Genomic DNA, 19,838 nt, shown 5'->3' with positions numbered 1-19,838 from the left:
ATCTTAATCAATGATAGGATTTCTTTTCCGCCCCCCTATTTACATACTTGAAAGGAGTGAATGTAGTGGGAACACAAAATACAGCGCATGCGACAGTTATTGTTGCAGGAATCCCAGAACATTTAAATCAATATTTTGATGAAGTAAAGCAAGAACAATCACTTTATGATGCATTAAGTGATTTGAAAGCGAGCCATATTATCAGTTCTCAACGCGGTGAGGTTGCTTCAACTGCGGTATCGATTGATAATGAAGTACGCCATTTGATTACTGTTGGATTAGGGAATATCAATCAAATGGAAGAAAAAGATTATTTAAAAATTTGGGGTAATTTATTCCAATACTTACAAAAGAAATCTATCTCTAAAATAGAGCTTAAAGCGAATACATTTTTATCAAAATCTTTAGAATCTAGTACCGTTTTTAATTTAATGGGTCTACAAAGCGAGCAATCAATTTATCAATTTGATGATTATAAATCTGATAAGAAACCCGCTTTTCGTTTAAAAATGACATCTACAGATCAGTATTTGCAAGATGAAAAGAAAGCAATTGAAGCGGGTCAAAAATTAGGACGTGCCATTAATAAAGCACGTGATTTAGGTAATATTCCGCCTAATATTATGACACCTCAATATTTAGCTGAAACAGTGGAACAATACTTTAAAGATTCAGCTGTTAAAGTCGACATTAAAGATGAGCAAGCCATTCAACAAGAAGGTTTTGGTTTAGTTCATGCTGTCGGTAAAGGTTCAATTAATCCACCTAGAGTCATCACTTTAGAATATTATGGTGACCCTGACAATTCAGACCGAGTGGTCGCACTAGTCGGTAAAGGGATTACTTATGATTCAGGTGGTTATACCATTAAGACACGTACAACAATGCCGACGATGAAGTTTGACATGTGTGGTGCAGCAAATGTTATTGGGATGATTGAAGCGGCAAAAGAGCTTAAACTAAAAGTCAATATCGTCGCAGTCATTGCTGCTGCAGAAAATATGGTAGCGAACAATGCAATGAAACCTGATGATGTATTTACTGCGTTAAGTGGAGAAACAGTTGAAATTCCAAACACAGACGCAGAAGGTCGACTTGTTTTAGCGGATGCGACATTCTTTGTGAATCAATACCAACCACAAATCATTTTAGATTTTGCGACTTTAACAGGTGCAGCGATTGCAGCTCTAGGTGAAGATAAAGCTGCAGTATTTAAAAAGAACGTTGATCCTAAAGCATTAGAAGAAGTACTTCAATCAGCACAACGATATGAAGAGCTTGTTTTTGAACTGCCTATTACTGAAACTGAACGTAAAAAGTTAAAATCTTCAGATGTTGCTGATATAACGAACCATGTGAACTCACCGGGCGGCGCTTTATTTGCAGCTGCTTTTGTGACACATTTTAGTGGTGAAACACCCCACTTACACTTCGATATTGCAGGGCCTGCGACAACCGAAAAAGCATCACATAGAGGGCCTAAAGGACCAACAGGTTACATGATTCCAACTGTTGTGGATTGGTTAAAAACACAATACGGAACAATTGATAGTGAATAGGTCTAAGTAAAAATCATTGAGAAAAACGTTGAGGTTTGAGACATGATGACCTGAAGTATATAGGTTTGTTACCAAAAAGAGTCATCACGTACATCATATCCGAAATAGTTTTAATTCACGTATTAATAGACATGAGAGTGAGAAGGTATCTAAATGTATAAGATATCTCTTCTTGCTCTCTTTGTTGTTTGAACTGCCTGTTACCGTTTGATTTTATAAGTGGCTTGAAATGATTTTAATTAAAAAGGGCTTATATTAAGTTTTAGTGGCTTTTTAATAACGCAATAACTTTTTAGTGCTTCAACAAGTCCTAGATTTTACAGTCGATTGACGAAATGTATGATAAATGTTAGTATATTAAACATACACTTTAACTCGATAATGAACTAAAGGTGATTTTGGAATGAATTCTGTTTTAATTGCAGTTGTCATTATGATTATACTTTGCTTATGCAGACTAAATGTTGTCATCAGTTTGTTTATCAGTGCGCTTATAGGTGGTTTACTTGCAGGCTTACCTTTGCATCATACGATTTCTACGTTCACTGATAATATTGTAGATGGCGCAGAAGTGGCGTTAAGTTATGCATTACTTGGTGGTTTTGCTGCCTTAATTTCATATAGTGGTATTACTGACTATCTTGTAAAAAAGATTATTCAATCGATTCGTGCAGAAGAAACGAAAGTATCCCGAATTAAGATAAAAGTCTTAATTATTGTGAGTTTACTGATGCTCAGTATTATGAGTCAGAATGTCATTCCAGTACATATTGCGTTTATTCCTATTGTTATTCCGCCTTTACTCAGCTTATTTAATGAGTTGAAAATGGATCGACGTTTAATTGCAATGATTATTGGTTTTGGTCTCTGTTTCCCATACGTGTTGCTGCCATTTGGTTTTGGTCACATCTTTCATGAAATCATTCAAAAAGGTTTTGAAAAAGCGCATCATCCAATTGCTTTTAACTCGATTTGGAAAGCGATGCTTATTCCAGCGTCTGGTTATATCATTGGCTTAATTGCTGCAATGATTTATTATCGTAAACCTAGAATTTATAAAGAAATTAAAACTGATCAAGCAGAAGCAACTGTAGAACTTAAGCCATATGTGCTTGTTGTAACCATTGTCGCGATACTTGCAACGTTTACCGTTCAAACTTTGACGGATTCAATGATATTTGGCGCATTAGCTGGTGTCCTTGTTTTCTTTGTTTCAGGACTATACTCTTGGAAGAATTTAGATGACCAGTTTGTCGATGGTATTAAAATTATGGCCTATATTGGTGTGGTCATATTAACTGCTAATGGTTTTGCTGGCGTGATGAATGAAACAGGGGATATTCAGAAGTTGGTCAATAGTCTGACGCTTATCGCAGGAGACAATAAATTTTTAAGTATTATTTTAATGTATATTATTGGACTTGTTGTGACGTTAGGTATCGGTTCATCTTTTGCGACGATACCGATTCTTGCAGCATTATTTATTCCTTTTGGAGAATCTTTAGGAATGAGTACGATGGCATTGATTGCTTTAATTGGTACAGCAGGTGCATTAGGGGATTCAGGTTCACCAGCAAGTGATTCAACATTAGGACCGACAGCAGGATTAAATATAGATGGTCAACACGATCATATCCGAGATACATGTATTCCTAACTTTGTTTTTTATAATGTGCCGTTGATTATTATGGGAACAATTGCAGCACTTATATTATAATAAACGAGAAAGGGGGACAATAAGATGACACATCTTATGGAACTATTAGAGATTAAAAAAGTGAGTGAATCACCAGGCTATGTTAAATTGTCTATGCCTGTATCCGATAAGGTTAAGCAGCCTTTCGGTTATTTACATGGTGGCGCGACAATGGCGTTAGGTGAAACGGCATGCTCAATAGGATCATTCAATTTATTAGAACCGAGTCAAGGTATCCCTGTAGGCTTAGAAATGAATACAAATCATATTAAATCTGCACGAGAAGGTATGATTTATGCTGAAGCGCGTATTTTACATGAAGGGCGATCCACGCATGTTTGGGATATTCGTATGACGAATGAAGATGACGAATTGATATCAGTAATGCGCGGCACACTCGCAATTAAACAGATTAAACGTGAGTCAGTTTAGCTACGATTATACAAATACGAATCATATGTGTGAAAGCATTCAATCACATTCTTGTAGTAATAAAGATGTGTGTATGCACGCCTTACTTAATACGAATAAAAACCCGAGATGATTTCGTGATTTTCACGAAAAATCTCGGGCTTATTAATGTTGTTCATATAGCCTCAGTAGATAATCAAATTAAATCAATGAAAAACTATAACTTCGTACCTTTCATGTCATCTTTAACTTCATCTAGCTTTAAACGCTTTGAAGCGGGTGTCTTGAGATTATAAGCTGATTTCAAGACTAAATGACTTGAGAGCGGACCAGTCAAAAATACAAATGCGATACCGATTAAGAGTTGAAAATTGACGTAACCTTCTTTACCAATAAAGTAAATAAAAGTTCCTGTTAGTAAAAGCATTGTACCTAAAGTTGCTGCTTTACCCGCTGCATGTGCACGTGAATAAACATCGTCAAGTCTTAACATCCCAATCGCAGCCAATGCACTAAATAATGCACCAATGATAACAAGTATCAATCCTATACTAATCACGATTGTCTCTGTCATGTTCAATCACCTGACCTTTGTCCATAAATTTCGCGAAAACAGCAGTGCCTAGAAAGGCGAGAATACCAATTAATAAAATCGCAACAATCATATAATGTGTATCGAGTATGATTGAAAACAGGCCGACGATAGCCATTAACTGTATACCGATTGCATCTAACGCTACAACGCGATCAGGTAAAGTTGGCCCTAAAATCACACGGACAAGGATGGCTAAAATCGAGAGGACGACAATAACTAAAGCGATAATAATAAAAACATCAAAGTTCATTACGATTCACCCACCTCTCTCACTGCTTTTTCAAGAGAACCTTTAATACTCGCCACTTCTTCTTCTTTTGTTGAAAAGTTTAAACAGTGAATATATAAGCGTTTCATATCATCATTCACACCGATAACAACCGTACCTGGAGTTAATGTGATGAGATTGGAAAGTAACGCGACTTGCCATTTATGTTGTAAATCTGTTTCATAAACAAAGAAAGCAGATTCATTTTTAATTCGCGGTTGAAGAATAATACGCAATACATCGATATTTGCTTTAATTAATTCGATTAAGAAAACAAAGATAAGTTTAATGATTTTGTATAGCGTAATGATATAAAATCGGCCGGGCAAGATTTTGCGCATCAAATAAACTAATAGTAACGCGAAAAGGTAGCCTAGGACGAAAGAATTCATCGTATAACTATCTGATAAAAACAACCAAAATATTGCTAAAATCAAATTAATCACTATTTGTACTGCCATATTACTTCACCCCCAATACGCTATGAATGTAAGTGTCAGGTTGATAGAACGACTTAGCTGCTTCTGCGACAATAGGGTATAATTGTCCAGCACTTAAACCGAAAGCAACAGCGATGACAACGGATAGGATACCGACAGCGAGTAATCCACGGTGATGCAGTCTTGGATTATAGACATAGCCATAACTCTTTCCGAAGAATCCTTTTAAGAAGATATTCATCACAGAATAGAGCACGACTAGACTTGAAAGTAAGACAATGATACCTGAGGCATAAAAGCCTTCTTCAAAAGCAGCACGAACGATATAAAGCTTACCGTAGAAACCACTAAATGGTGGAATCCCAGCTAAGCTCAGCGCAGCAATAAAGAAAGTCCATCCTAAAACTGGATAATGATGGATTAATCCGCCAAAGTTTCTTAAATCAGTAGTCTTCGTAATTTTATACATAATACCAATTAAAAAGAATAATGCTGCTTTGATAAGCATATCGTGCAGTGTGTAGTAAATGGCACCGATAATGCCAGATTTGGTCATCATAGCGACACCAACGAGAATCACACCGACAGCAATCATAATATTATATAAAATAATACGTTTGGTATCTCTAAAACCGACAGCCCCCACACAACCAAAAATAATGGTTAATAGGGCTAAAGCTAACACTGTGTAATGTGAAAACGTCAGTGTATCATGGAAAAATAAACTCATTACACGTGTCAATGCGTAAACACCGACTTTTGTTAATAGGGCACCGAAAAATGCGATGATTGCAAATGGCGGTGCATAATACGCGCCAGGTAACCATACATACATAGGGAAAGCACCCGCTTTAGTAGCAAATACAAATATAAAAAGAATGAATGCAATGCTGAGTAAGCCGGGATGATCTTTACCCACAACAGATAGCTTTTGACTAATATCGGCTAAATTTAACGTTCCGACAATTGAATACAAGATACCAACAGCGATAACGAAAAATGCAGATGAAACCACATTGACAAGGAGATACTTAACACTTTCTTGAAGTTGGATTTTTGTTCCACCAATGACCATTAAACCGTAAGAAGCCATTAAGAATACTTCAAAAAATACAAACAAGTTAAAAATATCGCCTGTGATAAATGCCCCGTTGATTCCAGTGAGCATCATCATAACAGTGAAATAGTAATAATACGTTTCACGATGTAACCCAATCGATTGGTATGAGAATAATATAATCATCATCGTGATAATGGTACTCGTTGTAACGAGTAAAGCACTATATAAGTCTAAGACAAAAACAATACTATATGGGGCTTTCCAAGAACCTAATTCTAAAATAATCGGATGACCGGCTTGCCAAACATGAGTTAAATTGAGGATTGAAAAGCCTAATGTCACTAATGTCCCGATTAATGCAATATAGCGTTTAATAAAAGGGCGGAGGCCACTAAAAATTAAGAGTATCGCGGTAATAATAGGGACCACTAAAACCGCTACGAGTAAATTCTCAGTTATCATCTTCTTGTGGCACTCCTTTCATTCTTTCTACGTTATCTGTACCTAATTCTTTATAACTTCTAAAAGCTAATACTAAGAAAAAGGCTGTGACTGCAAAAGAAATAACAATTGCAGTTAAGATGAGGGCTTGTGGAATAGGATCAACATAATCTGTGACCCCTTTTTCATAAATCGGTACATTTCCGTTTTTAAGCCCACCCATTGTTAACATAAATAGGTTTGCAGCATGTGAGAGCAATGTCGTACCAATGATAATTCTAATTAAACTTTTAGAAAGAATGAGATAGACACTGATTGAAGTCAGTATGCCGCAAACAATAATCAATACAATTTCCATTACTCATTCTCTCCAATCGTTAAAATTATAGTGAGTACAGTGCCCACTACTACAAACAATACACCTGTATCAAAAATAACAGCTGTATGAACGTGCATAGGTTGTAACAATGGTAAAGGAATATCGAAAGCACGATGTGTAAAAAAGTTTTTACCATATGTCCAACTTAACATTGGTGCACCGACACAAAATGTTAAGCCTAGTGCTATAAGCTTTTTAAAGTCCCAAGGAAACACTTTACGTAAAGTCTTAACGTCAAATGCTACAGCAATAATAACGAGCGCACTTGAAACGAGAAGTCCACCAATAAAGCCGCCTCCAGGTGTGTAATGTCCAGCTAAGAAAAGTGAGAAGCCAAACATCATAATCAAGAAAAAGATAATCAGTGATGAATATTGTGCAATGAGATCATTTTTCTGTCTGTTCAATCTTCTCAACCCTTTCGTATCCATTTTTGTGTTTCGCACGTAATTTAATTAATGTGTAAATCCCCATACCAGCAATACCGAGCACAGAAGATTCAAATAATGTATCAGTACCACGGAAGTCTACAAGTATAACGTTGACCATGTTTTTACCTTGTGCCAAGTCATACACATGTGCTTTATAAAAAGCACTAATAGATTCGAAATGACGATTACCGTATGCAATCAAGCCAAGGATAGTGACCACAGCACCAACCCCAATAGAGATAATTGCATTACCGACTTTGTATCTTACTGACTCATTGTAGCGACTCATATTTGGTAAGTGATAGAAACAAAGTAAGAAGAGTGCTGTTGAAATTGTTTCAACTACAAATTGGGTTAATGCTAAATCTGGCGCATTAAAGAAAATAAAGAATATCGCCATAGAATAGCCGACAGCACTTAACATAATGATGCTAAAGAGTCGTGATCTAGCAAAAATGATCATAACTGCAGCAATAACAATCGTCACAACTGAAATAAATTCGTAAGGTCTAATAGGTGAGACTTTCACAAAATCAAAAGAAAATGGTAACGATACGAGTGTGATGAAAGTCAAGAGAATCATTGTTGAAAAAATAATGACTAGGTTATTACGGTTGAATCCTGTCATATAAGTGCGTGTAATTTGAGTCGCATAATATGGTGTATAACGACCCGTTTGATCGTACCAGTGGTTTAATGTAAACCATTTAGGTATACGTCTCAACACAGGTGCCCAAGAGTTGAATGTGAGTAATAAGCCTGCGCCGACAATATAAATCACTAATGTTGATAGGAATGCTGGTGTGAAGCCATGCCATAAGTGGAATGAGGCTTCAACTTTATCAACGTTGGCAATAGATTGAACAGCGGGTTCAACTAATGGAGAAGACACAATACTTGGGAATAAACCAAACAATATCACTAATGTAGATAAAATAATTGGTGGAATATTCATCAGAATAGGTGCTTCATGTGCTTTATTAGGCAACGCATCAGGATGATGTTGTCCTAAAAAGATTTCCGAAATAAATTTAAATGAATAAACAAAAGTAAAAATACTTCCGACGACTGCCACAATTGGAATTAAAATACCAATTGTATTCAAACTGAATAGTGAAGCATGTGTGACCCCAATCATCGCTTCTAAAAATTGCTCTTTAGATAAGAAACCGTTAAATGGTGGCACCCCAGCCATACTTAAAGAAGTAATGATGGAAAGCGTAAAGGAAATAGGCATAATCGTCATTAAACCGCCCAATTTACGCGTATCTCTCGTACCAGTCGCATGATCGACGGCACCTGTAATCATAAATAAAGCACCTTTAAAAGTCGCATGGTTGATTAAATGAAAAATCGCCGCACTGTAAGCGACAATGTACAACTTACTGTCGGCACCTTCAAAGTGATAGCTCACGGCACCTACCCCGAGCATCGCCATAATCATACCTAATTGGGAAACAGTTGAAAATGCCAAAATCCCTTTAAGATCTTGTTGCTTAGTCGCGTTCAGTGATGCCCAAAATAAGGTCACTAAACCGAATAGCGTCACAGTCCATATCCAACCTTGTGACACAGCAAAAATCGGTGTTAAGCGAGCTACAAGATAAATTCCTGCTTTTACCATTGTTGCCGAGTGAAGGTAAGCGCTGACTGGTGTCGGTGCTTCCATCGCATCCGGTAACCAAATATAAAATGGAAATTGTGCAGATTTAGTCATTGCACCTATAATGACAAAAATCATTGCTAATATAAAAATAGGAGATGACTGAACTTGATCGACATGCTCGATGATTTCACGAATACGCCATGTGCCTGAAGCGAGGTAAAGTAAAATAAAACCACCCAATAATGAAAGACCACCAAAAACGGTAATCATCATAGACTTCATTGCACCATATAATGATCTTTCTTTATGTCTCCAGAATGAAATTAATAGGAAACTTGAAAATGATGTTAATTCCCAAAAGAAATAAAGTATGAGTAAATTGTCAGAAAGGACGACGCCTAACATCGCACTCATAAACATTAATAAATAGCAATAGAAGTTACCCAGTTGTTCAGACTGGCTTAAATAACTAATTGAATATAGTACAACAAGACTCCCTATGCCAGTAATGAGCAAACTGAATAATAAGCCAAGGCCATCGACATAAACATCAAAGTTCATTCCGATTTGTGGCATCCAAGCAACTGATCGTTCAGTAAATTGCCCGGACATTGTTGGTTTAATATATGAAAAAAAGTAAACAAACAATACTACCGGTATAGGTAATACAAACCAACCCAGATGAACCCGTTTATAGAAACGATATAAGATTGGAATGAGTATTGCGAATATTAACGGTAAAAGGACCGCAATATGTAACCAACTCATAGATTGACCTCCTTTTAAAAAAACTACGATAAGAATATTATACATGATTATGAAACTTGTGAAAAACATGGCAGACCAATGGTTGGCTCGATTTTCATATCCTTTTAAATAAGAAGAAACTCGTCTATATTAAACAAAATTTATTTTATACTGACGTGAATAATCGGTCTTTAAACGTGTTAAACAATCTAAAGATGCATGCGCATAAGCGGTATCCAATTCATTGAGTTGTGTTTCCAAGTTAGTGATTGCACGTTGTAATGTTACGGTGTAGTATTCAACTTCTCCGTCAAAAGGTTTCAATCGACTTTGTGGTGTGTATCTTTTTTCGTACAAACTCAAAGCTTTACGCTCGTGGAAAAATACACCTTCCACTTCATTCGGATGATGAAGGTCACCTTGTTTAGGATGTTTAATAACTTGTAATACTTGAACTAAACATTGGTCTGAGCCTTCTTCAACAATTTTTACAACATAAACCCCCGTTTTGTGAGCAAATCGGTAAAGCATGATAATTCCATCCTCTCTCAAATATGTTAAAATGATACGTATATATCAGTTTATCACGAATGGAGTATGAAAATGACTAACTATCCACAATTGACAAAAGAAATACAAGAAAATGAAATTAAAGTTGTAATGCATACAAACAAAGGAGATATGACATTAAAACTATTTCCAGACATTGCACCTAAAACAGTGAAAAACTTCATTGAATTAGCACAAAAAGGCTATTACGATGGCATCACTTTCCACCGTGTCATTAATGACTTTATGATTCAAGGTGGAGACCCTACTGGAACAGGTATGGGTGGCGAAAGTATTTATGGTGGACCATTTGAAGACGAGTTCTCTATGAATGCATTTAACCTTTATGGTGCATTATCAATGGCGAATGCAGGACCAGGTACAAACGGCTCTCAATTTTTCATTGTACAAATGAAAGAACTTCCAGCTCAAATGGCGAGTCAACTTGAAGATGGCGGTTGGCCAAAAGAAATTGCTGAAGCCTATAAAGAAAAAGGTGGGACACCTTGGTTGGATCAAAAGCATACTGTTTTTGGACAACTTGTTGAAGGTGAAGCGACTTTAGAAGATATCGCAAATGTAAAAGTGGGTGCACAAGACAAACCTGTTTATGACGTTGTGATTGAATCTATCGATGTTGAAGAATAATCAATGAATGGAGGTCATCATTTGTCAAATAATGGTTGGAATATTCGATTTTATCATTATTTAGCGGATTTAAATCCTACACAATTGAATGACCCAACAATGGCATACGCAGATGTTAACGAAAAGATGGTTGTAGTACATCAAATAGGCTAGACAGAAGCGGTCAACATGCAAATAGAATGTAGTATTTCATAAGGAATAGTAAAGTCGGTAAAAATCGCGAGTGGTTTTTATCGACTTTTTCTTTGTAGAGCAAATAGTGTGTATAGAAAGTGATTTAATTTAATGGCTAAAATAGTGTACTTTTTAATTTTTAAGGTAAAATAATTTTAAATGACGGAAGATTCTGTCATATCTAATCAATGGAGGGATTTGTCATGCCGAAAAAGCTATTTAGTATTGATTTGAGTAAGAAAATGGATCAACAAGCACAACCTGGACACAATCGTTGGCACCCAGATATTCCAGCAGCGTTTTCAGTTGAGCCAGGTGAAGCGTTTCGTATGGAATGTTTAGACTGGACAGATGGGCAAATTTCAAATAATGATGATCCTAGTGATATTAAATATGTGAATCTCAACCGTGTTCATGTTTTAAGTGGTCCCGTTTATGTGAACAATGTCGAGCCAGGTGATTTGTTAGTCGTTGATATTTTGGATGTTGGTGCCTTTCCAGAACATGAATGGGGATTTAACGGTATTTTTGACAAGACAAATGGGGGGAGTTTTTTAGTCGACCATTATCCGAATGCACAGAAATCGATTTGGGACTTTCAAGGTATTTTTGCATCCAGCAGACACGTACCTGGTGTTGAATTTGCAGGTGTCATTCATCCTGGTTTAATTGATGTTGCACCCTCTCACGACATGCTAGCAGAGTGGAATAAAAGAGAACGAGCACTTGTGGACACTGACCCGAATCGAGAGCCTCCGCTTGCGAATTTACCTACTGAAGATGCGGTCGTACTTGGCACTTTAAAAGGAAAAGACTTTGATCGCGTTGCTAAAGAAGGGGCGCGTACAGTACCACCACGTGAAAACGGCGGGAATTGTGATATTAAAAACTTATCGAAAGGTTCGAGAATATATTTTCCAGTATACGTTAAAGGTGCAAAATTATCAGTAGGTGACTTGCATTTTTCACAAGGTGACGGTGAAATTACATTTTGTGGCGGTATCGAGATGCCTGGGTGGATTGATTTAAGAGTGAATGTGATTAAAGGGGGCATGGAAAAGTATCAAATTAAGAAGAATCCAGCGTTTAACCCAAGCCCTGTGCTGCCGAACTACTCGGACTATATAGTGTTTGAAGGCATTTCGGTCAATGAATTTTCAGGAAAACAAACATATTTAGATGCAAATACAGCTTATCGCAATGCTTGCCTGAATGCGATCGAATTTTTAAAAACACGTGGTTTTACAGGTGAACAAGCATACATGTTACTCGGATCAGCACCCGTGCAAGGAACTGTTGCAGGCATTGTTGACGTTCCGAACGCATGCTGTACGATAGCCATACCACGTGAAATTTTTAAACCAGGCGTCCTGCCAGAGAAGGATGAATTCTAATGCCAAATTATTCTTATACATGTACGAACTGTGGTACTTTTACGATTCGGCAACACATTTCTGAGCAGCATGAAACTGCGTCATGTCCGTCGTGTCAGCAAATCGCCAAACGAGAATTTCTCGCCTTTCAAACGTATAAGATGGATGCGAATGTTAAACAACGTATTGAAAAAGGTCAACAACCGCGTCTTGTCAAAAAAGAAGATTTGCCTAAAAAAATCACTCAATCACCACAAGTTACACGACCGTGGATGGCAGGACATTAAAAATAATATGAAATAACACAAAAAAGAGACGGGGAAGTCACGCCTCGTCTCTTCTATATATAAAGGTTTAAATTACATTTTAACAACGTTCGCCGCTTGAGCGCCACGTTCGCCTTCAACGATATCAAAGTCAACACTTTGACCTTCTTCTAAACTTTTGTAACCATCTCCAACGATTGCTGAGAAATGTACAAATACGTCGTCTCCATTTTCTCTTTCAATGAAGCCGAAACCTTTTTCTGAGTTAAACCATTTTACTGTACCGTTATTCATAAAGAATACCTCCAAGTGCTTTTGCACAAATATTTGCAATAAATTGATTGATTAAAAAAGAGGATATTCTAAAAAATACACTACAATTAAATTCAAGATCTTTTATTACGTGAGATTAACTATACACGTAGTTATCAATAAAGTAAAGCTTTTATTTTTTTGAGTTTGAAAATAGAGGTTAAGAAATTAAGTATATCTATGGAAAATGGCCTTAAAATTGAACATAAATCCACCAACATGCATTTAAAAGATAAGCGTATACGTAAAGCTAATAGTGTGACATGTGCAGGCGAATGGTTTTTATAAATCAAAGCGGTAAAACAATAGAAAACCGATATACAAGTCTCGCTTATACATCGGTTTTTGATTATTTTGATTCATATTGCATTCTTTTTTTTGACTGTTTCACCCAATAAGGCAAGCGTTCTTCTAAAGTCTGAAACCCATATTTCTCAGTTTCCTGAATTTCATCCAATACTGAATATTTTCCTTTTCTACGCTCATAATTTTTAAAGTAATCATTATCTTTAAGTGATAAATTTAGCTTTCCATTACTATCAATGGAAATGATTTTTGCTTTCACAATTTGACCAGGTGATAAAAGCTTTTTTAAATTATGCACATAATCATCCATAATTTCGGATATATGAATAAGTCCTTCAGTACTGTCAGGGGTCTCAACGAAAGCGCCGTAGGGTTGTATACCAGTCACACGCACTTTGACATGTTGTCCAACACGATACTGTCTTTTCAACATTCATAACCCCTTATTGAATTGATATTAACACTTTAATCATAGCATACATTTTTCTAATATCCTAACTATTCGGTGCAAGACTGACTTTTTCTAGTCATTTCATACGCATCACTCTCTTCAATAATAAAATATTGAACGATGTTTGATATGTGTTAAGCCATATTCGTGAAGCTTTGTAAGGGTACTGGAACTGTATGTCGGATAGTTGCAAATGACGATTCATCCACGCTATAATGCAAGTAAATGAAAGCGCTTAACATTTACTTAAAAACATGCCTCTGTTCATTGGATGATGTGTTTTTAAAGTGATATTAAGTGATCGTTTTTTTTATGAATGGTTTGGTTAAAGATTTTCTTTTACAAACAGATACTTCATATGTCATGATATATGTAAGGGCTTTCTAAAATAAACAAAGGAGGATTTTTGAATGATTCCATATCAACATGAACCATTTACAGATTTTACTAAAGAGGAAAATCGTGAGGCATATTTTCGAGCATTAGAAAAGGTGGAAAGTGAACTTGGAAAAGAGTATCCATTAATCATTGGAGGAGAACGTGTTTTTACAGAAGAAAAAACACGAGTTTACAACCCTTCTAATCGTGAAGAAACAATCGGTTACGTGTCTAAAGCGTCACAAGCGCATGCAGAGAAAGCGTTAGAAGCAGCGAAAGAAGCGTTCAAAACGTGGAGAACTGTAGATCCTAAAGTACGTGCAAATATTTTATTCCGAGCTGCAGAGATTACACGTAAACGTAAACACGAATTTTCTGCATTACTCTCTAAAGAGGGCGGTAAACCTTGGAAAGAAGCAGATGCAGATACAGCAGAAGCGATTGACTTCATGGAATATTATGGTCGACAAATGCTTGAATTAAAAGATGGTAAGCATGTTCATAGTCGTCCAGGCGAATACAATCAATTTGACTATTTACCAGTGGGTGTCAGTGTCGTGATTTCGCCATGGAATTTTGCATATGCTATTATGGCCGGGACAACTTCAGCGCCAATTGTAACTGGAAATACCGTATTGCTGAAGCCTTCATCCAATACACCTATTATCTCCTATAAATTTATGGAAGTTCTTGAAGAAGCAGGTTTACCAAAAGGGGTAGTTAACTGGATTCCTGGTTCATCAAGTGAGATTGGAGATTTCTTGATTGAAAATAAAGATGTAGGCTTGATTTCATTCACAGGTTCTAAAAATGTAGGTAAAGAAATTATTCAAAAAGCAGCTGTGATACAAGAAGGACAAAATCATATTAAACGTGTTATTGCTGAAATGGGTGGTAAAGATGCCATTGTAGTTGATAACGAAGCCGACTTACAAATTGCGACAGATGCTATTGTTTATTCCGCGTTTGGATTCTCTGGTCAAAAATGTTCAGCATGTTCTCGTGTCATTGCCCATCAAGATATTTACGATGAGCTGTTAGAACGTGTTAAAGAAGCAGCAGAAAAGATTAAAGTAGGTAACGCTGCAGAACCAGACACTTATGTAGGACCGGTTATCGATCAAAAATCATTAGATAAAATTAAAAAATATATCGAAATTGGTAAAGAAGAAGGACGTATCGTGACAGGTGGTAACACAGATGAAGAAAAAGGTAACTTTGTCTATCCAACGATTATTGCTGATTTAGATCCTAATTCACGTATCATGCAAGAAGAAATTTTTGGACCTGTCGTCGGTTTTACAAAAGTAAAAGATTTTGATGAGGCGATTCAAGTTGCCAATGATACAGAATACGGCTTAACAGGTGGTGTCATCTCAAATAACCGTATGAAACTAGAGCAAGCACGACGTGACTTCATGGTCGGTAACTTGTACTTTAACCGTGGTTGTACAGGTGCGGTTGTTGGCTATCAACCATTTGGTGGCTTTAAAATGTCAGGTACAGATTCTAAAGCAGGCGGACCAGATTATTTAGTCTTACACATGCAAGGTCGTTCAGTTTCAGAGCATCTCTAATATTTAATTAAATAACAATGGTATGAAATCTAAAGAGGTTCATATCAACTGTAGGGTAAATCATTAAGAAAGACGTTCAAACCTTAGATATGAAAAGGCCATGAATGATATTTATCGATTTACCCTATACTTTCATATAAAAAATTTCAGAATTGCAGAAAAGGGGTAGACGGCATGAATACAAAATCTGAAAAAATTATCGAAAAAACAAACCATTATGGTGCACACAACTATCTTCCTTTACCTATCGTGATCTCAGAAGCTGAAGGGGTTTGGGTTAAAGATCCTGAAGGTCATCGCTATATGGACATGCTAGCCGCATATTCAGCAGTAAATCAAGGACATAGACATCCTAAAATTATTCAAGCAGTAAAAGAACAAGCCGATAAAGTTACACTTGTGTCACGTGCATTTCACAGTGATAATTTAGGAGAATGGTATGAAAAAATATGCCAATTATCAGGTAAAGAAAAAGCATTACCTATGAATACCGGTGCAGAAGCGGTTGAAACCGCATTGAAAGCTGCACGACGTTGGGCTTATGAAGTCAAAGGGATTAAGCCAAATGAAGCGGAGATTATTGCGATGGAAGGGAATTTCCATGGTAGAACAATGGCGCCAGTTTCTTTATCATCAGAAAAAGAATATCAGCGCGGGTATGGCCCACTTTTAGAAGGTTTTCAAAATGTTGAATTTGGAAATATTGCGCAATTAAAAGCAGCAATCAATGAAAACACGGCAGCTGTATTAATTGAACCGATTCAAGGGGAAGCGGGTATTAATATTCCGCCTGAAGGCTATTTAAAAGAAGTGAGAGACTTGTGTGATGAGTATAACGTTCTTTTTATTGCTGATGAAATTCAAGCAGGTTTAGGGCGAACTGGTAAATTGTTTGCGACAGACTGGGATAATGTTAAACCAGATATTTATATTTTAGGTAAAGCATTAGGGGGCGGTGTTTTACCGATTTCGGTTGTATTGGCTGATAGCGAAGTACTGGATGTCTTTACACCAGGCTCACATGGTTCTACTTTTGGAGGCAATCCTTTAGCTTGTGCGGCTTCAATTGCTGCGCTTGATGTGATTATTGATGAAGACTTACCAGGTCGTTCATTAGAGTTGGGAGAATACTTTAAAAAGGCATTACTTGAAATCAATCATCCAGCGATTAAAGAGGTGCGAGGACGTGGCTTGTTTATAGGTATAGAACTGCATGAAAATGCACGTCCGTATTGTGAAAGACTTAAAGAAGAGGGACTGTTATGTAAAGAAACACATGATACAGTGATTCGATTTGCACCGCCATTAGTAATTACAAAGGAAGAATTGGACTATGCCATTGAAAAAGTGAAAAAAGTGTTTTCTGAGGGATAAAATGACTCCTAAACATGCAGAGTGAAAAGAACTTTAAAATAAAATTGCTTGTGTTACAATACTCATGTAAACGAAAACATTATAGTAGGAAAAAGAGGCGAAATGGATCATGGCTGAAAAAAATAATTTAGTGACGTCAACGCAAGGTATCATAAAAGAAGCAATGCATAAACTGGGTTTTGATGATGGTATGTACGAATTAATTAAAGAACCTTTACGTTTTTTAACTGTCCGTATTCCAGTCAAAATGGATAACGGTACAGTAAAAACTTTTACGGGTTATCGCGCACAACATAACGATGCTGTAGGACCTACTAAAGGGGGCGTACGCTTTCATCCTGATGTAGATGAAGAAGAAGTAAAGGCATTATCAATGTGGATGACATTGAAATGTGGCATTGTAGATTTACCATATGGTGGGGGTAAAGGTGGTATTGTCTGCGACCCACGTCAAATGAGTATTCATGAGGTAGAACGCTTGTCACGTGGCTATGTTCGTGCGATTTCACAAATTGTTGGACCAACAAAAGATATTCCAGCGCCAGATGTATTTACAAATTCACAAATCATGGCGTGGATGATGGACGAATACAGTCAAATGGATGCCTTTAACTCTCCAGGATTTATCACTGGGAAACCGATTGTTTTAGGGGGATCTCAAGGTCGAGATCGTTCAACAGCATTAGGTGTTGTTATCGCGATTGAAGAGGCTGCAAAACGTCGTGGTAAAACAATCAAAGATTCACGTATTGTCATTCAAGGTTTTGGTAATGCAGGTAGCTTCTTAGCGAAATTCTTGTATGATCAAGGTGCTAAAATCGTAGGTATCTCTGATGCATATGGTGCATTACACGATCCAGAAGGTTTAGACATTGATTATTTATTAGACCGTCGTGATAGTTTTGGTACGGTAACAAACTTATTTGAAGATACAATTTCTAATAAAGAGTTATTTGAATTAGATTGTGATATTTTAGTGCCTGCAGCAATTGCAAATCAAATCACATCTGATAACGCGGCTGATATTAAAGCTGAAATCGTTGTAGAAGCGGCAAATGGTCCAACAACACCATCTGCAACTAAAATATTGACAGATCGTGGTGTATTACTTGTGCCTGACGTATTAGCAAGTGCAGGTGGCGTAACGGTTTCTTACTTTGAATGGGTACAAAACAATACAGGTTACTACTGGACTGAAGAAGAAGTAAACGAAAAATTACGTGAAAAATTAGTGAATGCATTCGATACGATTTATAACTTATCTCAAAATCGTAAAATCGATATGCGTTTGGCAGCCTATATTGTAGGAATTAAACGTACCGCTGAAGCTGCACGTTACCGCGGTTGGGCATAATATTAGCTGCATCAATTCACGATTTAATACTGGATTGAAAACCGTATTAAGCATGATATTTTCAATTGCAAAAAGTAAATAAACATACAGCATTGTGTTGTATTTGACGTCAATAAAGTTCGAAAAAACACCCCTGAACATAGAGCCACCAATCTCTAAATGTTCAGGGGTGCTTTTCGGTTTTACATATTTAAAAAAATAAGTATAAAGTCTATAACGATGACATTATCTTTTGTTAGCGAATCTGACTTAGCTATTTTTGGAGTGATGAGAGACCTAACTTATGACGAAGGTTTGACCTGTTTTGTAGTAGTCGATTGATTTACATCGCGATAGACATCTGGGTAGTTCGTAAAGAGTCCTGTCACACCATAATGATTTAAGCGTTGCATCGTTTGACGATTATTAACAGTGTATGGGTGAATGTACAAACCTTTTTGTCGTAAAGCTTTCGTATTTTGAGCATTTAAATCTCTATAATCAGGACCAAGACCTACTGCATAACTTTGCCAGTTGTTTACTTGCTGCTGATAATGATGTTTTAGTTGTCCTCTATTTAACAATTGAATCAGCGGGACATTTGGATTGAGGTGATGTATTTTTTTCAAGCTGTCTGATGAAAAAGACTGTATAACAACTTTTCCATTTCGCAATTGGCATTGATGGTCTAAACCATATTCATGCAATTTTTTTAGAAGTTTTTCTTCCATACCAGGATAAACGTTAGGTGATTTTGTTTCGATATAATAATTGGCATGGTGGCCATAACGTTTAAATATTTCATCTAAAGTAGGGACCTTTTGGCCGACATATTGCGGGTTTTGTAATTTAGGATGTGCTTTATTAAACCAACTGCCTGCATCTAATTTTTTTAGCGCTTTAAGTGTATACTGATTAACGCGTCCTTTACCATTGGTAGTTCTATTGACCGTTTCATCATGCATCGCAACAAGATGACCGTCTTTTGTCATTTGTAGGTCAATCTCAAGGTAATCAGCGCCCATTTCTTTGATGCTTTTATCATAAGACGCAAAGGTATGTTCAGGTGCATAGCCACTCGCACCACGATGGCCGATATTGACATGAGGTTTGTTTAAAACATTATGTAATGATGGAGACAATGGGGTTGCTTTCGCTTGATGAGGCGTCTCTTGTGGTGATGTGCTTGCTTCAGCAGTATAGGAAGCTGATCCTAAAAGCATTGCTGACATTAAAGTGGTAGTGGCGATATACGTCGTTATTTTTTTCATAAATACCCTCCTTACGCTATGTGTATAATTCCAAGTTAAAGGAGTAGGGAAGAAAAAACAATACTTTTAATTGAAAATTTAAAAATAATTAATATCATCATTATAAAATGGGAAAGTGTAAAATTCATCTTTTTATGCTTTGCCCCAGACAATCTCGTACCGTATCAAACAAAAATTGTAAGAAAGTATATAA

Annotated in this window: 21 protein-coding genes; 10 read left to right on the top strand and 11 right to left on the bottom strand. The window is 36.6% G+C overall.

Annotated elements, in window-relative coordinates; all coding sequences use genetic code 11:
- Window positions 1–65 precede the first annotated feature (65 nt).
- From MUA40_RS09110 to MUA40_RS09100, 3 genes are all read left to right on the top strand, one after another.
- On the top strand, window positions 66–1,559 hold the full coding sequence (locus MUA40_RS09110) for a leucyl aminopeptidase family protein (protein WP_016424603.1): 1,494 nt from the start codon (window positions 66–68) through the stop codon (window positions 1,557–1,559).
- 403 nt (window positions 1,560–1,962) lie between these two features.
- A complete protein-coding gene (locus MUA40_RS09105) occupies window positions 1,963–3,276 on the top strand; it encodes a Na+/H+ antiporter family protein (RefSeq protein ID WP_016424604.1) in 1,314 nt (437 codons plus the stop codon).
- A 24-nt stretch (window positions 3,277–3,300) separates the two neighbouring features.
- The gene (locus tag MUA40_RS09100) at window positions 3,301–3,687 is read left to right on the top strand and encodes a PaaI family thioesterase (RefSeq protein WP_016424605.1); all 387 of its coding nucleotides are present in this window, start codon (window positions 3,301–3,303) and stop codon (window positions 3,685–3,687) included.
- Between the two features lie 196 nt (window positions 3,688–3,883).
- Here the strand turns inward: MUA40_RS09100 and MUA40_RS09095 are convergent, their stop codons facing one another.
- The 8 genes from MUA40_RS09095 to kapB form a co-directional block, all read right to left on the bottom strand.
- Entirely contained in the window at window positions 3,884–4,240 is a 357-nt protein-coding gene (locus MUA40_RS09095) for a Na+/H+ antiporter subunit G1 (RefSeq protein ID WP_016424606.1), read from the bottom strand.
- Window positions 4,218–4,511 (bottom strand): Na(+)/H(+) antiporter subunit F1, encoded by a 294-nt coding sequence (locus tag MUA40_RS09090; RefSeq protein WP_016424607.1) that lies wholly within the window; start codon window positions 4,509–4,511, stop codon window positions 4,218–4,220. Before MUA40_RS09090 ends, MUA40_RS09095 begins: the two co-directional genes overlap by 23 nt.
- Window positions 4,511–4,990 (bottom strand): Na+/H+ antiporter subunit E, encoded by a 480-nt coding sequence (locus MUA40_RS09085; protein ID WP_016424608.1) that lies wholly within the window; start codon window positions 4,988–4,990, stop codon window positions 4,511–4,513. The genes MUA40_RS09090 and MUA40_RS09085 overlap by 1 nt, the downstream gene beginning before the upstream one ends.
- A gap of 1 nt (window position 4,991) precedes the next feature.
- On the bottom strand, window positions 4,992–6,491 hold the full coding sequence (locus MUA40_RS09080; protein WP_016424609.1) for a Na+/H+ antiporter subunit D: 1,500 nt from the start codon (window positions 6,489–6,491) through the stop codon (window positions 4,992–4,994).
- Complete coding sequence (mnhC1, locus tag MUA40_RS09075; protein WP_016424610.1) at window positions 6,481–6,828, bottom strand: Na+/H+ antiporter Mnh1 subunit C; 348 nt, start codon at window positions 6,826–6,828, stop codon at window positions 6,481–6,483. Before mnhC1 ends, MUA40_RS09080 begins: the two co-directional genes overlap by 11 nt.
- Complete coding sequence (locus tag MUA40_RS09070) at window positions 6,828–7,256, bottom strand: Na(+)/H(+) antiporter subunit B (protein ID WP_262569438.1); 429 nt, start codon at window positions 7,254–7,256, stop codon at window positions 6,828–6,830. Before MUA40_RS09070 ends, mnhC1 begins: the two co-directional genes overlap by 1 nt.
- Window positions 7,237–9,654 (bottom strand): Na+/H+ antiporter subunit A, encoded by a 2,418-nt coding sequence (locus MUA40_RS09065; protein ID WP_126496208.1) that lies wholly within the window; start codon window positions 9,652–9,654, stop codon window positions 7,237–7,239. The genes MUA40_RS09070 and MUA40_RS09065 overlap by 20 nt, the downstream gene beginning before the upstream one ends.
- Before the next feature lie 129 nt (window positions 9,655–9,783).
- Window positions 9,784–10,164, bottom strand: coding sequence for a sporulation phosphorelay system protein KapB (gene kapB / locus MUA40_RS09060; RefSeq protein ID WP_262569437.1), 381 nt, complete (start codon window positions 10,162–10,164; stop codon window positions 9,784–9,786).
- 72 nt (window positions 10,165–10,236) lie between these two features.
- Between kapB and MUA40_RS09055 the strand changes: the two genes are divergently transcribed.
- The 4 genes from MUA40_RS09055 (at window position 10,237) to MUA40_RS09040 (ending at window position 12,664) form a co-directional block, all read left to right on the top strand.
- Window positions 10,237–10,830, top strand: coding sequence for a peptidylprolyl isomerase (locus MUA40_RS09055; RefSeq protein WP_016424614.1), 594 nt, complete (start codon window positions 10,237–10,239; stop codon window positions 10,828–10,830).
- 21 nt (window positions 10,831–10,851) lie between these two features.
- Entirely contained in the window at window positions 10,852–10,983 is a 132-nt protein-coding gene (locus tag MUA40_RS09050; protein WP_016424615.1) for a hypothetical protein, read from the top strand.
- A 224-nt stretch (window positions 10,984–11,207) separates the two neighbouring features.
- Entirely contained in the window at window positions 11,208–12,398 is a 1,191-nt protein-coding gene (gene fmdA, locus MUA40_RS09045) for a formamidase (protein ID WP_016424616.1), read from the top strand.
- Window positions 12,398–12,664, top strand: a complete 267-nt coding sequence (locus tag MUA40_RS09040; RefSeq protein WP_016424617.1) for an FmdB family zinc ribbon protein — start codon at window positions 12,398–12,400, stop codon at window positions 12,662–12,664. Before fmdA ends, MUA40_RS09040 begins: the two co-directional genes overlap by 1 nt.
- A 72-nt stretch (window positions 12,665–12,736) precedes the next feature.
- Here the strand turns inward: MUA40_RS09040 and MUA40_RS09035 are convergent, their stop codons facing one another.
- Both MUA40_RS09035 and ygs read right to left on the bottom strand, forming a co-directional pair.
- Window positions 12,737–12,937: a cold-shock protein gene (locus tag MUA40_RS09035; protein ID WP_016424618.1), complete on the bottom strand. Its 201-nt coding sequence runs from the start codon at window positions 12,935–12,937 to the stop codon at window positions 12,737–12,739.
- 367 nt (window positions 12,938–13,304) lie between these two features.
- Window positions 13,305–13,694 (bottom strand): S1 domain-containing post-transcriptional regulator Ygs, encoded by a 390-nt coding sequence (gene ygs / locus MUA40_RS09030; protein ID WP_016424619.1) that lies wholly within the window; start codon window positions 13,692–13,694, stop codon window positions 13,305–13,307.
- Window positions 13,695–14,122: 428 nt separating this feature from the next.
- Here ygs and pruA point away from each other — a divergent pair, with 428 nt between their 5' ends.
- The 3 genes from pruA (at window position 14,123) to MUA40_RS09015 (ending at window position 18,395) form a co-directional block, all read left to right on the top strand.
- A complete protein-coding gene (gene pruA, locus MUA40_RS09025; protein WP_016424620.1) occupies window positions 14,123–15,667 on the top strand; it encodes an L-glutamate gamma-semialdehyde dehydrogenase in 1,545 nt (514 codons plus the stop codon).
- A 174-nt stretch (window positions 15,668–15,841) separates the two neighbouring features.
- Window positions 15,842–17,041: an ornithine--oxo-acid transaminase gene (locus MUA40_RS09020; protein ID WP_167732574.1), complete on the top strand. Its 1,200-nt coding sequence runs from the start codon at window positions 15,842–15,844 to the stop codon at window positions 17,039–17,041.
- Between the two features lie 109 nt (window positions 17,042–17,150).
- On the top strand, window positions 17,151–18,395 hold the full coding sequence (locus MUA40_RS09015) for a Glu/Leu/Phe/Val family dehydrogenase (protein ID WP_262569436.1): 1,245 nt from the start codon (window positions 17,151–17,153) through the stop codon (window positions 18,393–18,395).
- Between the two features lie 281 nt (window positions 18,396–18,676).
- Here MUA40_RS09015 and MUA40_RS09010 read toward each other — a convergent pair whose 3' ends face one another.
- Complete coding sequence (locus MUA40_RS09010; RefSeq protein WP_167732575.1) at window positions 18,677–19,645, bottom strand: glycerophosphodiester phosphodiesterase; 969 nt, start codon at window positions 19,643–19,645, stop codon at window positions 18,677–18,679.
- Window positions 19,646–19,838: the final 193 nt, after the last annotated feature.

Source organism: Staphylococcus schleiferi (assembly GCF_025558325.1).
Lineage (GTDB): Bacteria > Bacillota > Bacilli > Staphylococcales > Staphylococcaceae > Staphylococcus > Staphylococcus schleiferi.
This window is presented reverse-complemented; position numbering and strand designations above follow the sequence as displayed.